This is a genomic window from Vibrio alginolyticus NBRC 15630 = ATCC 17749, from assembly GCF_000354175.2.
Taxonomy (GTDB): domain Bacteria; phylum Pseudomonadota; class Gammaproteobacteria; order Enterobacterales; family Vibrionaceae; genus Vibrio; species Vibrio alginolyticus.
Map to the genome: position 1 here is coordinate 559,703 of NC_022349.1, position 13,578 is coordinate 573,280.

Consider the following 13,578-nt stretch of genomic DNA (forward strand, 5'->3'; position numbering starts at 1 on the left):
ATTAAGAATGGAGAAAGAGATCCATCATGAATGAGACGATTTTTGTTACCGCCGAACTGAAAATGAATGCCGATAAGCCAAGACAACAAGTAGTTGAAGCCATTGAACAATTTTGCCTTGATATGCAAAGCGAAGCGGGGTGCTTGCAAGCGAGTGCGACCTACGATTCTAAAGATCCACAACGTGTGATTCTTTGGGAGCGATATGAAAACCGCGCCGCGATTGAAGCGCATTTTGCTATGCCGCATACACAAGCGTTTATTGCGGCTGAAATGGCAGAGTTAGTTCAAGCATTCGAAACCCAAGCTCAATAGGAGAGGCGAACATGAAATGGGGTATTTTAGGCACAAGCTTTATCTCAGGTGTCATGGCTGAGGCAATCCAAGGCGATGACAAGAGTGAACTGTACGCGGTTGCTGGGCGTTCGGAGCAGAACTTAAAGACATTCGCTGAGCAATATGGCATCGAGAATACGTTCAACGATTACGATGCGTTGATTGCCGATGAGCAAGTCGACATTATTTACATCGCATTGCCAAATCACCTTCATCATGACTTTATCGTTAAAGCGGCAGAGCAGGGAAAAGCGATCCTGTGTGAAAAGTCACTGTCGGTAGATATGGAAAAAACCGAGTTGGCCCTAAAAGCAGTCGAAACGCACAAGGTATTCTTTGCTGAGGGTTTGATGTACTTACATCACCCATTGATCAGCGAGTTGGTTTCTGTGCTTAAATCGGGAGAGATTGGTGAACTTCGCTCCATCCACACGTCTTATATTGCGTCGATTGCGCAGTTTGTTAATCCAGACAGTAAAGGTGCTTTGTATAACTTAGGTTGCTACCCAATGTCATTGGTGCATTTGGTGGTGAAAACCATGTTGGGTGAACAAGCCTTTGGAAACCGCTCTATGACGGCGATTGGTCGACGAGGTAACGATGGGAATATCTGTGAATCGAGTTTGATGATGCAATTCGGTGAGCAACAAACGGCGAGCGTACACACCGCCGAAGATCATGGATTGAAACACCAATTCACTATTCTGGGTAGTAAAGGCAGTATTACGTTAGACTCGAATCCATGGCTACCAACGCAAGACAACCAGTTTAGTGTGGAAATTTACGAGACGTCGAAGCGCGAGGTGTCTGTATCGGCAGCTGGAGACGCTTTCTTCTATCAAGTGCGCAATATTCGCCAAGCGGTTGAAGCAGGGCGTACATCGTTAGAGAACCCTTGTGCAACATGGGAAGACTCTCACCGTATTATGCAGCTACTGACTGAGTGGGAATCACTGGCTTCAAAGTAAGTCTGTACTTGAACCAATGAACATAAAAACGGCGCACTAAATCCAATATTTGGTGCGCCGTTTTGTTTTGGGTTCAGTCTCTGTTAAATGCGATTATCGCCGGTGCTGAACGCAATGATTTGGCTGATCTCAGACAGGCTTCTGCCACTTTCTTGCTGCCATTGAACAAACGCTTTGTTGGTTGCATCGAGCGATTTTTTCGTATCTTTGCCACCTTCAATGATCTTGCAATTGCGCAGGTAAGCCTCGACGTCGCTAGACAAGATGAAGGTATCAACGCCCATTTGACGAAGTGTGTAAGGGCCAGTATTTCCGCCTAGGCGATTACCGCGTTTCTTCAAATACGCCCACAGGTCGGTGATTTTATCTTGCGGCCAATCGGCAACCATTTTGCCAAACGAGCCGTATTCGATTTTTGCTTCGTGGATCATACGAGCGTTGGCAGGAATCGACATAACTTTAGTGAGGTGGCGAATGATGCGTTTGTCGGTTGCTTTGGTTTCCCATTGCTCATCTGACAGCATTAATAGCGGCTCAATCTTAAACCCAAAGAACACTTCTTCGAAGTTCGGCCACTTGTTGCGAACCACACTCCACGAAATCCCACTTTGGAATACTTTCATCGAAAAAGCGGCCAGCCAACGGTCGTCGGGAATCGCTGCCAATTCTTCTTTGCTTAGTGGATGAGATAAAAGCGCTTCAAGTTGATCTTCACCACCTTTACGCTCGGCAGCGCGCTGATAAATCGCGTCAAATTTTTCGATACTCATAAAAGAAGTTAGTCCTAGTTTATGTCGATATTTGCGAAACATACTACGCTTAAGTGGCTGAATCGTAAATTGATGGAGTGTCACAAATGAAGAAGGTCACATTAACGTTTGTCGGGGAAGGTTCGGATCGTATTGCGGAAAAATTCTATGCGTGGATGACGGACGGTGGGTTGGAAGACAGCATGATTGAGAATTTATCTGACCGTGAAATCTCAGTGGTCGGCATCAGTGATATGGATAATGAAACGCGTGATGTGGTGATCAATACGGAAATGAATTAACGAGTCGACTTTCGTCAGCAAGCAGAATCAGATAAAACAAAGCCCTTCACGAGAAGGGCTTTGTTGCGTTTATGAGCATGGGAGCTTAGTTATTTACCAGCGTCAGACCGCTTGGCAGTGCATCACCGAAGATACGCTTCGATTCGCTCTCAGATAGCTCTTTGACTTCTTCAACCAATGATACCCAAGATTCAGGTACCTTGCTTTGCTTCAACTTAGCCAGTACCTGCTCACGGTAGTCGTCTGAGATATCGAATAGGCGGTCGCCTGTCTTACGACAAATCATTACGGCTGCGAAAGCGATCATTGGCTCTTTCTGCCAGTTCTGCTCTAACAGCTTAGGCAACCACTGTTCCGCTTGTTCACGAGGAACGACGTTATGCTGACTGCCATATAAAGGCGTACGTGATGCCAAGCGACCCATTGCCCACCAGTGTGCTTGTTCGAACTGGTTATGGTTGATGGCTTTGCTCAAGAACCACGTAGCCAATAGAACTTTGTCTTCGACTTCTAGATGCTCTAGAGAGGCAGACAAGCGAACCATCGACTCGTAACCCATGTCTTGCGCTGCTTTGGCGGATTGTGGGTTTTTCATCGCGCCAGGGTGTAGGTATTTCGCGATGTCCGCCAAGATGGTCTCTTGCTGCTCTTGGCTTAAACCACCGGCAATGCGACGCCAGAATACCCACCAGTCAGTCCAACCTTGATGGTTCTTAAACTGAATGTTTTGCTGGTAGAGACCCCAAACTTGCTCAATGCGCCATGAGTCGGTTGGATCGCCAAAGCCCGGACGCAGTGCAAAACCTGCCAAACGAAGCCAGTTTTTCTCGTGTTGTTCAGAACGACGGCGACGCTTACGACCTTGTGCAAAGGTATCGAACAGTTGACGTAGGGTAGTGAAATCCCATTCATCACGTTTGCCCAGTTTCTTCTCAAGATCTTTGGCTAAGGTTTTGATCTCTTTACTTTCCGCGCTTTTCTTATTACCGCTGTAAAGGCGAGCGATCAGCTCCTTACATTCGTTCAGTTTAGGGTGAAGCTTAACTTGCTCGCTGTCATCGGTTTGCTTATTACGAACTTCGAATTCTAGCTCCCAACGTTTGCTATCGTCTTCTGCGCTGACACATTCCATCTTAAGTGTGCCGACTTCAGTCAACTGACACGCCAGTTGCACTTCTACACGCTCTTTCTGGTTGGCTTGTAGCTCGGCGCCTTCACCTTCAAGGGTGGTGATATAAGGCGGAAGAGGAGCAAACAAGTCCGGATCAACGTCAACCATCACACCGTTTTGAATAGCGGTGTTATTGGTTAAGGTGTCGTGGGTAGAAGTCAGCAGGTTAAAGCGAACGGGTTCACCTAGGGTAAGCGAGAAGCGACGACCACTTAAGCGGATCTCGTGTCCTTCTTCTGTACCTTTTGCAAGTAAACAAAGCGCTTTGCCCATCTTGTTCTTTTCTTGAAGATGCAAGAAGTAAGAACGCGCTGCACCACCACCAATTTTTAGCTGTGCACCACGACGTGCTTTACCAAACGCAACAGCACCTAGTGCAACAGACCAATCTGGATGTGGGTTGTCTAATACCGTAACCGGAGCGCCGCGCCAATCGGACAGTAGGGTAGTGACTCGCTCAGTAACAAGTTCACTATTGAACACACCACCGTTAAGTAGCAAACCGACTGGCATGGCATTTTGTTTGTCGTCTTCAATGCCAAGAGCGGCACGAGCAACTTGCTGATGCTGAGTTAAGAACTCGGCTACGTGTTTGCTCACCGCTGGGTCAGCAACGTATGGAAGACCAAACTCGACAACCGCGCTGCGACGTTTGTCTGGTACTTCACTGAAATCAGAAAGCGGGAAGAAGCCATCTAAAGCGATTTGGTGCACTTCTTGTTTGCTCAGCCCAATACTCTTTGTTCCGCCAAGAAGTTTCGAGCCGCTGCCCAGCATGGTGATTTTCACTTCTTCAGGTGCATTCGCTGAAAGCAGGTTTTCTTTCGCTTTACGCGTTTGCTGAATCAACTTAGTCAGGCTTGCGGCAGTGAGCTTCTTACTTTGTTCCCCTTTATTTTGAGAAAGGCGGCTCTCCGCAAGGTGTGCTAATGCTAAATCGAGGTTATCACCACCAAGCATCAAGTGTTCGCCAACGCCAATACGATCAAGGGCTAGTTCATCTTGAGAAGAGAAACTGGCTTCAATCAAGCTTAAGTCGGTAGTACCACCGCCCACATCACACACCAGAATCAGCGGTAACTCTTTGAGTTCATCAGCTGCGGTTTGCTGGTGGCGTGCGTACCAGTCGTAACATACGGCTTGTGGTTCTTCGAGCAGGACGATTTTTTTCAAACCTGCCAACTCAGCGGCTTCAAGCGTGAGCTTACGAGCGGTTTCATCGAACGACGCTGGAACGGTCACAACCACATCTTGGTCTTCTAACTTATTGCTAGGATGACGGTAGTTCCATGCTTGACGAATATGGTTGAGGTAGCTTGCGCTGGCAATGACGGGAGAAACTTTATCTACGTCTTGCGCACCAGCCCAAGGAAGAATGTCTGAGCTACGATCCACGGCTTGGTGAGATAGCCAGCTTTTTGCACTGGATACCTGACGTCCTTCCACCTTAGCGCCTAACTCACGAGCCCATTCACCCACGATCACATTACTAATGTCACCAGAGACAGGTTCGTTTTCCCAAGGGAGTGTTAGGTCAGAAGGGGAGATTTGACCAACCGCAGGGTGATAGCGGAAAGAGGGCAGCAATGGTTTACGAACCACTTCACCCGGACCAATCAATTGGTCGATGTCGAATAGGGATACTTCGGATTGTTCAAGGTTGTCGGTAATTTCACAATACGCCACCACAGTGTTTGTGGTGCCAAGGTCAATACCAACAAGAAAACGAGGAGATGCCATACAAACCTTCGTGTATTTAAAAACGGCACCCGATTGGATGCCGTTTGATTTTCTATTTATTCTTCTTCGTTTGAGTTGCTTTTCGCGTCTTCGCGCACATCGAACTCAACATGCCATTTTTGACCGTTATCAGCGGCAATGGCTTCTAAGTAAAGCGTACCAAGCTCTGTCACGCGAGAAGCTAGGGTTACCGGAACCACTTCACCTTCACGGCGACCTTCAGATACAGGCAGCGTTACTTGGATTTCTGGTAGCTCTTCAAGCTCTTCTGGTGCCCAGTAGTCTAGGTGAGTACCCGCTAGGTCATCACGACGAACGGTTGAGCCGAAGAATTGGAAGTTAACCGGCTGACCGATGATCAAACCAAACTCTTGGCTTGGTACGTCAACGCTTGAACCTTCTTCCATACCAAATGGTGCAACACAAAGTGCTTCCATTGGAGGCGCCATGCCCGGAATCGCTGGCATCGCACTTTCGATACCCACGTAGTACGCCGAAGCAATACCACCGCGGATACGAACGCCTTGACCACGACGCACAGAGCCGTAGTAAGCCGCTCCGCTAGCAACTGCAAGGTCTAGATCCACACCTGTTAGGCGTTTTGCCATTTCAGCATCTGCTTCAATTAGCCATTCGTTGATCGTGTCTTCTAGACGAGTTGCTAGAAGTTTCGATTTCAGAACACCACCGTTGAATAGGATTGCTGTTGGCTTGATGAAGTCAGCTGATTGGGCTGCATCCGAACCTGGCATACCAGGCATGTTAGCGAATGGGTTGAAATCTTGAGCTGCTGCTTCTGCGCCATTTCCTGAAGCAGAAAGAGCATTGGCTTGCTTAGACAAGAACGCTGCAATGTGACGAGTAATGCCTGCATCTTGTGCGTAAGGCAGACCCATTTGCGTTAGTGCACCACGGTTACGTTGAACAGGGTGATCGGTAATCGCAACTTGAGGGAAGAAACCGTCAACTAATGTTTGTTGTACTTCTTCTTGAGTCAGTTCAGTTTTCAGCGTTGCACCAAGCAGTTTAGAACCGCGACTTGGTACAACGATTGGCACTGACTGAAGCTCGCTGTCGTTCAATAGCGCTTCTTTAGCGTCACGACATGCGTGCGTCATCGCCTGAACTTGCCATGGCTGTAGCTCTTTGCCTTCTTGCGCTAGCTTCATCTTCAAGCGGTACGCAAGTGCAAGGTCCATGTTGTCACCGCCAAGTAGGATATGTTCACCTACCGCGATACGGTTCAGAGTTAGGTTGCCTTCGTCTTCTGTTACTTCAACTAAAGAAAGGTCGGTTGTACCACCACCGATATCGACCACAAGCACGATGTCGCCAACTTCAACTTCGTCGCGCCATTTGTCGTTGCTGTTATCAATCCAGTTGTAAAGCGCAGCTTGAGGCTCTTCTAGAAGCGTTAGGTGCACAAAACCAACGTTGCGTGCAGCTTCGGCTGTCAGGTCTCGAGCCGCAGGATCGAAAGAAGCTGGAACCGTAATGGTAACGTCTTGATCGGCAAGGTTGTGATTTGGATTGGTGTGATTCCAAGCGTCTTTTAGGTGCTCTAGGTAAAGCTCTGTCGCGCGAAGAGGGGATACTTTTTCCACTTCTTCTGGGCTACCTGCTGGTAAGAAGGCATCACGACGATTCACACCAGCGTGGCAAAGCCAAGATTTCGCACTTGCAACAAGGCGAATCGGTGTTTTTGAACCTAGGTTACGTGCAATAGCACCAACCAGAGCTTTTGGCTCGCTCGACCACGGAAGAACGCGTGATTGCGGGTTCATTTCGTGTTCGTGTGGTTGGTAAAGGAAAGAGCCCAATTGGCTGCGAGTCTCTACCGTGCCCGGCGCAGTAAGTTGCGGGATAGGCATCACTTCAACGCGAGCGTCTTCGTCGTGAGTATCAACAAAAGACATGACGCAGTGTGTTGTACCTAAGTCGATACCAACACTGAATTTAGGCGTCTGTTGAGTTTCAACAGACACTTCTCGAGAATGGTTTTCTTGGTTCATGTGTTCCATTACAGCTCAACCTCAGCTGGAGCGATCACAGATGCGTCGTAGTTCTCAGCCAGTTTAGGCAACGTCATTGATGTTGCCTTCCAACCTTTGTGAACTAGCGTGCCGTTAAATGGCGCGCTGCCTGTTACGTTGCCAGTTAGGCGGATTTCTTGTGGGTTGAAGCCTTCTTCAACCGTAATGCGAGTTTCTTCGTCTTCGTTACGAACGTGCGCTAGCGTCACGTAGTCGTTCAGTACTTTCTGACCGCCAGTGTGGATTACGCGAGCGGCTGCGCCTACTTCTTCATCAGAGAATGACGTTAGGTCTTCTTTTAGGAAGTCAATCAGGCGAGCTTCTTGTTGCATGATAGAAAGCAGCTGCATTGCAGAGTCCGTTGACGCGGTTGCAAGTTTTGATTCAACTTCCACCACTTTTTTCGACGACTTTCTCTACTTCCACTACTTTTTCTACTTCAACGATCTTCTCAACTGGTTTCTCAACCTCGACGATTTTCTCGACTGGTTTTTCTACCACTTTCTCGACCACTTTTGATTTGCGCGACACTGCAACTAGAAGAAGCAAAACGCTCGATGCGGTTAGGCCAGCGTGAAGCATATCGAACGTTTGAGGAATTAGGTTCAAATCAATGTTCATGACGTTTTTTCTCTTTCTATTGATTTATTGGTGCTCAGTATTGGCTCATATTTGTTCACTAAAACGATCGTCTTTGCGATCTTGCACCAAGTTTAGACATTAAAATGATGACGGATGGTAGCATATTCAAGGCTTAAGGCTGTAATAATTCGTGACTATACCGTACGAACAGCGTGAAAAATCGACGATCAGACTCCCCAATATAGGTTGTTGCTTGATGTTTGTGCATTGCTAACGCAGTATTTCAATAGATCCCGAAGTTTAACTTACGGAAGTATCAAAAATTACGATATGACACAAAGCACCGCTCATAAGAGCTTTATAAAACGACATTCAGACTCTATTTTAGCTTTTTTGGCGACTTTATGTGTCACTGCTGGTGTAGTAGGTGCTGCTTATACAATGCAGCAACGGTATACACAGACGACGTTTGATACTTTAGCCGACCGACAAGCAGAATCACTTAAAGCAAACGTCGAGAATGATCTAAAGTTCATTGGTGCGGGCGCAAACTTTTTCCATTCGATTGAGCGAAGCTATTGGCCATCGTTTCCCATGTATGCGGAACAAGTGATTAATAGCTCGCGAAGTCTCATTGGACTTCAATGGATGCAAAAGGTCGAATTCGAAGATCTTGATGAACATATTTTAAAGACCCGTCAAAAATTTCCAAACTTCCAACCGTTTACCGTTCCTAAAGATGGTCCCAAAACCTACGGGTACATTTTTGAACACAATGAGCCAATTTTTATCGCGTCGGATATCTACCCAAGAACACCGGAAAACCTTTCTCTATTGGGTTTCTATTTTTCGCGCAAACGCTTCGATTTAATCTTGGATGATATTTCCGAAAATGGGCGAGCGAATGTCTCGGATAAAGTTCGCTTACTGCAAGATGGTTATGACAAGTCCATACCTAAGACTGGGTTGCTGGTGTTCCATCCAGTGTTCGACTTCGAGAACAAATATTTATTAGGAGTAGTGACCGGTGTTATCCGAAGTACGGTTTACTTTGAGGATTTGATTACGAAAACCGCGACGGAGCTCGATATGTCGGTGCGCGTAGAAGACTTGGGATTCGACGCAGCAGATGACCCTGTTCTCTTTCAAAGTGCTAGCTGGGATAACATTCGAGGAACCGTTATAAGCCGAACCATTCAACTGCCTAACCGTGAATGGCGTATTGACTTTAAACTTTCTGACGCAGTCTCAGCTTGGGAGCGTTCTATTTTAGCGGGCACGACGCTAGCCGGATTGGTAATCGCCTTTTTGATCAGTTGGATTGTGAATTTACAGTCTCGAGAAAAAGAGCGCTTAGCGGTCATGTTGGAGCTCAAAACCGTTGAATTAAAAAGAATGGCAGAGCGAGACCCTCTAACTCAACTACTGAATCGCCGAGCATTCAACGATCACTTGCTTAATCAGATAAACAAAGGTGTTAACTTCGCCTTGGTTGGTTTTGATATCGACCACTTCAAAGTGATTAATGACAAACACGGCCATTTAGGTGGAGATGAAGCGTTGCAACATGTCACTAAGCTGGTCAGTGCTAATTTAAAACCGGGAGATAAGTTTTACCGCGCTGGTGGTGACGAGTTTTGTATTATTTCTAAAGTCATTGATAGAGCGGTGCTAGAAGCTTACCTAGAAAAGTTACGGAGTGTTGTGGCAAGTACGGCTTTTGATTATGGTGATGCGTCAATCATCTGTACGTTGAGTATCGGTGCGGTTATCCATAAAGAAGAAGATCCTGAGAGCTTGTATCACAAAATGGACAGTCAACTCTATTTGAGTAAAAAAAACGGCCGTAATAATGTGTCGATCGGCGATTAAATGGGCGCACAAATTCGAGTTTTACGCCGTGTTACGATAGAATCGCACGCTTTAAATTTTATGTTAGGAACCAAGGCAAACTATGAACCATAACCGTATTGTATGCTTCGATTTAGAAATGTGTTGCTGGAACGAAAATGGCGTCGGCAGCACGGGTGAAATTATCGAAGTGGGTTTAGCTGAAATAGATTTGTCTAAAGGTGAGATAGTCAAGCGTGCTCAATACTACGTGAAACCAGAACACGATGAAGTGTCTCTGTTTTGCGCTGAGTTAACGGGCATCACACCACTTAAGATTGAAAAACAAGGACGCCCACTAGAAGAAGTGCTTAAATCTATGGTTAAGAACTTCGGTGGTCGCAACAAAATCTTTGCATCTTGGGGGCGAGATGACCTCATTCTTCTAGAAGAGTGTAAGCAAAAAGGTATTGAAGCACCGTTCACAGAGTTCATCAACTTAGCGACACTCTACCGTATTCAAAATCGTCTTAAAGATAAACGTATAGGCCATCGAGCCGCTCAAGAAGCAAAAGGAATAGACTGGGAAGGGCGTCAACACTCTGGCTATGTAGATGCATACAACTTAGCTAAGCTTGCTTTGACCATGTTTTAGTTATTCGAACCTAGCTAGCTTGTAATTAAATTATCATCCAACCATTGTTGTTTTGTCATGCAGTCTGTTTAGTGTGGAAAGAGCTAAACACATACCTTGACCAGTATTTTAATAACAATGTCGTTGGCTTATTGAAAAACGCGCAGAGTGCGCGTTTTTTTATGGCTACAGAAGCGATATCTGTTGTCATCCTAGGGGTAGCTTAGAGTTAGCCAGCGACTTATATACTCATCTCGTCACTTTACTGAGACTGTAACTTCGCTCGAATGAACTCGCTGTGATCAACATAGAGTAGCTCTGCTGTTTTACGGATCACCGCGTCTTCTAGCGGGTCAATTTCGCCGTCTGCGTAAGCGACTTCCCACATGCTTTTGATTAAGTTATAACGAGTTTCTTGAGTCAGTTCTCTTAGTTGAGAGGTAAAGTCGTACAGCGAAGCGGAATCTTTTATTTTCTGTTGCGCTTGCTCTAACAAAGTATTTGATTCTTCTTCATTTAACGAAAGCAGTTTCATCAATAAAGAGCGCTTTGTTTCTTGTTCTCTATCATCGACACTATGGTCTGCACCAGAAACTTCACAAAGCAAACACGCGATAGCCATGTTAGGGGAAAGTGTGTTGGTTTGGCTTAAATCAGAGCCATCAATGAGTTGTTTAAATAATGATGTGAGAGAATTAAACATAATGAACACCGAGCTATTGTTTATTTGGTTAACATGGTAATAAATACGGAAGATCTCAAGGTGCGATACCAAATTTAGCACGCCGTTGACATTTAAGCACGGCCACTTTCTCCCCAAAAAACCTAAACTCCTGAGTTAGTTTAAGGTGACTTGCCTCTTACAAAGGGCAAGTCATTTTGGGATTGATACTCAGCTTTCAGCACGTGTCGGTGGAAAATGAACTTCGTCACCATCACTCGTCAGAATACTAATTTGACTTGGTTTGCCTTCATCATCAAGACGTAGCTCACCAATGGCACTATGGTTAACCAAGCGATAAAAGTTGTGCGTACTTGGTGCGCGTTTGTAAATCTTGAGTCGTTTACGTTTTGTGAACCAGTTTAAAGGTGAGCGAGGGCTGTATAGCAGTCTATCTAGGCCATCACAAATATTGAGCAGTTGTGTAGGGAACTGATTTTTAATTCCACTACAGGTGATTTGATAGATATTCGGACTGTTTTTTCGATAGCGGAGCTTAATATCGTATGCAAAAGAGTAGTGTACGTCGCCAGAGAGAATAACAAAGTTAGTTGGTGTCTTTGTGTGTGTGAAAATACTAATAAGAGTATTCGCACTTCCGGGGTGAGCCATCCAGTTTTCAGCATCAACCATCAATGGTTTACCAAGCATGGTCACCACACGTTGTAGTGCTTCGATAAATTTCACACCAAACATTGGCGCGGCAGAAACAATAACAACTTTGTCTTGGTGCACGAGTTCTTGGTGGAACTCAATCATCGCTTCCCAGTCCATTAAGCCAGAAGGTTTGTTCATTTTAGACTCAGAACGCCAGCGTCTGGTTCGTGTATCTAGCACGACAACTTTTGGTGTCGTAGGAATGGTGTAGTGCCAATTCTCAAAGCGATACAAATATTGAATAAATGCATCTTGGGTTTGCGAGGTTCGCTCATCGATAAAGCGTTGAGCGAGGCTCATAAATTCATCATTGAATTTTTCTGGCGCATTTCCCCAACCTTGGCAAAGCCAGTAAGCAATCAAGCTATTACCGATAATGCGTTTTGCAAACGTGTTGCTGTATGCGGCTTGTTCCCAGCCTATGGTGAGATTCCAATCGTCGGTGACATCGTGATCATCAAAGATCATATAGGTTGGAATGTGAGCGAGTAAGCGTTGAACCTTGTCCAGACCTGCGACGAATTTATCAATTTGTTTTTTTTCTTCGCGCCATTGCTGCTGCCATTTCGGTTCAAGAACTTCTCCGCCGACAGTAAATTCGTTTTCTAATAAACGATCCGTTCGAACAAGCTTCCACAAGGTCGGAGACCAAACCAATAAGTACATTGCAAAGCACTCAGCAAAGCTTATTAGGTGATTCTCACACTCTTTGGCGCTGAATATTGGTGTCCCTCGGTGTGGAAAAAACTTACTTAGTAAACTGTCATCACTCACATAATGAGGCAACAATTTATCTCGACCATAATAGCAAGCAGGGTGTTGGTAGAGGTCATTGGTATTTTTTATCGGAGCTTGATCGAATTCTTCGCCTGGCAAACCCAATAAAGCTATGACTTGCTCAATGGCATCGAGAGTGGGGCCTGCAACATGGTCTGCATAGATTTGATCACCACTCATGATGAGCATATCTGGTCTCTCTTCAATGGATTGAGACGCGATTTTATGATCCGCAGCGACCAATGTATCATCACTGAAGTGATGGGGATTACGGCAAGAGCCATGTAAGAGATAATCCGCTTTTTCACTAACGAGGAACTCAATACCCAAGTTTGGCGTATTATCTCGCTCATAAGTCAGGTGAGGGAGCAGTTCCGTCACTAAGCCATATTGCGTTTTTATTTGATAGCGTAACGCTTGATGGGTTGGAAACTCGCCTTCTAATTTAAGTAAGCAACACCACGCATTGAGGCCGATTTGAAGCTGTTCTTTTTGTTCACTTAAAGGGGCTTGATAAAGGATGGAGGCATTTTCATCCGTAATTTGCACCATACCCTCCAAGCGTTGGGTGGTGACTAGCCAAATATTGATTTCAGTTGCGGTCACTTTACGTAGGATCGGACCTGCAACGACAAGAGGAAGTGAAGAAATTTCAGTCGTGTTCATCAATGCTGGCAAAACGGCTCCTTATGTGTCAGCTTCTTCTTCTAATATTTCGATAACTTGCGAGCTACTAAGTTCATGTCCCATAAGGAACAAACCAAGCATCGCATCGGCTTTTGACGCGTTATCACTGTCTTCATCCAAAATTTGCTGAAGCCGAGTTCTAATTAGGTCGATTTCGTGTTCGACGAAGCCACGCCCTTCTTCGTCACCTTGACCATCTTCTGGTGCATTATCAAAGTGCAAAAACAACATGTCACCATCGAGTTGAGTCCCTATCAACCTCTCTGGCAGCCATGCTTCTCCCATCACAATGTCTGTGTCTGCGGGTAAATGATTCAAGGTAGAGATGAGTTCTGATGCTTTCACTTTTTACTTCATTATGTTTGATTTAGAACTAAGCTAGAGTTTAAGCG

The 13,578-nt window shown here is 45.7% G+C and carries 11 protein-coding genes and 1 pseudogene; 5 read left to right on the plus strand and 7 right to left on the minus strand.

Annotated elements, in window-relative coordinates:
* Positions 1-26 precede the first annotated feature (26 nt).
* Positions 27-314, plus strand: coding sequence for a putative quinol monooxygenase (locus N646_RS02405; protein WP_017820638.1), 288 nt, complete (start codon positions 27-29; stop codon positions 312-314).
* A gap of 11 nt (positions 315-325) precedes the next feature.
* The gene (locus N646_RS02410) at positions 326-1,303 is read left to right on the plus strand and encodes a Gfo/Idh/MocA family protein (protein ID WP_017820639.1); all 978 of its coding nucleotides are present in this window, start codon (positions 326-328) and stop codon (positions 1,301-1,303) included.
* A gap of 83 nt (positions 1,304-1,386) precedes the next feature.
* On the opposite strand, the gene N646_RS02415 is transcribed toward N646_RS02410, so the two are convergent.
* Positions 1,387-2,073, minus strand: a complete 687-nt coding sequence (locus N646_RS02415) for a DNA-3-methyladenine glycosylase I (protein ID WP_017820640.1) — start codon at positions 2,071-2,073, stop codon at positions 1,387-1,389.
* Between the two features lie 86 nt (positions 2,074-2,159).
* Between N646_RS02415 and N646_RS02420 the strand changes: the two genes are divergently transcribed.
* Positions 2,160-2,354: a hypothetical protein gene (locus N646_RS02420; protein WP_005377692.1), complete on the plus strand. Its 195-nt coding sequence runs from the start codon at positions 2,160-2,162 to the stop codon at positions 2,352-2,354.
* Positions 2,355-2,439: 85 nt separating this feature from the next.
* Here the strand turns inward: N646_RS02420 and N646_RS02425 are convergent, their stop codons facing one another.
* The 3 genes and pseudogenes from N646_RS02425 to N646_RS02435 form a co-directional block, all read right to left on the minus strand.
* Complete coding sequence (locus tag N646_RS02425) at positions 2,440-5,265, minus strand: Hsp70 family protein (RefSeq protein ID WP_017820641.1); 2,826 nt, start codon at positions 5,263-5,265, stop codon at positions 2,440-2,442.
* Positions 5,266-5,321: 56 nt separating this feature from the next.
* On the minus strand, positions 5,322-7,286 hold the full coding sequence (locus tag N646_RS02430; RefSeq protein ID WP_017820642.1) for an Hsp70 family protein: 1,965 nt from the start codon (positions 7,284-7,286) through the stop codon (positions 5,322-5,324).
* Positions 7,286-7,919 (minus strand): annotated as a pseudogene (locus N646_RS02435) (DUF2760 domain-containing protein). The gene N646_RS02430 and the pseudogene N646_RS02435 overlap by 1 nt, the downstream one beginning before the upstream one ends.
* Before the next feature lie 291 nt (positions 7,920-8,210).
* Here N646_RS02435 and N646_RS02440 point away from each other — a divergent pair.
* Positions 8,211-9,752 (plus strand): sensor domain-containing diguanylate cyclase, encoded by a 1,542-nt coding sequence (locus tag N646_RS02440; protein ID WP_005377686.1) that lies wholly within the window; start codon positions 8,211-8,213, stop codon positions 9,750-9,752.
* Positions 9,753-9,834: 82 nt separating this feature from the next.
* Entirely contained in the window at positions 9,835-10,365 is a 531-nt protein-coding gene (locus N646_RS02445) for a 3'-5' exonuclease (RefSeq protein ID WP_017820643.1), read from the plus strand.
* A gap of 241 nt (positions 10,366-10,606) precedes the next feature.
* Here N646_RS02445 and N646_RS02450 read toward each other — a convergent pair whose 3' ends face one another.
* The 3 genes from N646_RS02450 to N646_RS02460 form a co-directional block, all read right to left on the minus strand.
* Entirely contained in the window at positions 10,607-11,047 is a 441-nt protein-coding gene (locus N646_RS02450) for a tellurite resistance TerB family protein (RefSeq protein WP_017820644.1), read from the minus strand.
* 189 nt (positions 11,048-11,236) lie between these two features.
* A complete protein-coding gene (locus tag N646_RS02455; RefSeq protein WP_017634943.1) occupies positions 11,237-13,177 on the minus strand; it encodes an alkaline phosphatase D family protein in 1,941 nt (646 codons plus the stop codon).
* A gap of 9 nt (positions 13,178-13,186) precedes the next feature.
* Entirely contained in the window at positions 13,187-13,531 is a 345-nt protein-coding gene (locus N646_RS02460) for a VC1380 family protein (RefSeq protein ID WP_017820645.1), read from the minus strand.
* Positions 13,532-13,578 lie beyond the last annotated feature (47 nt).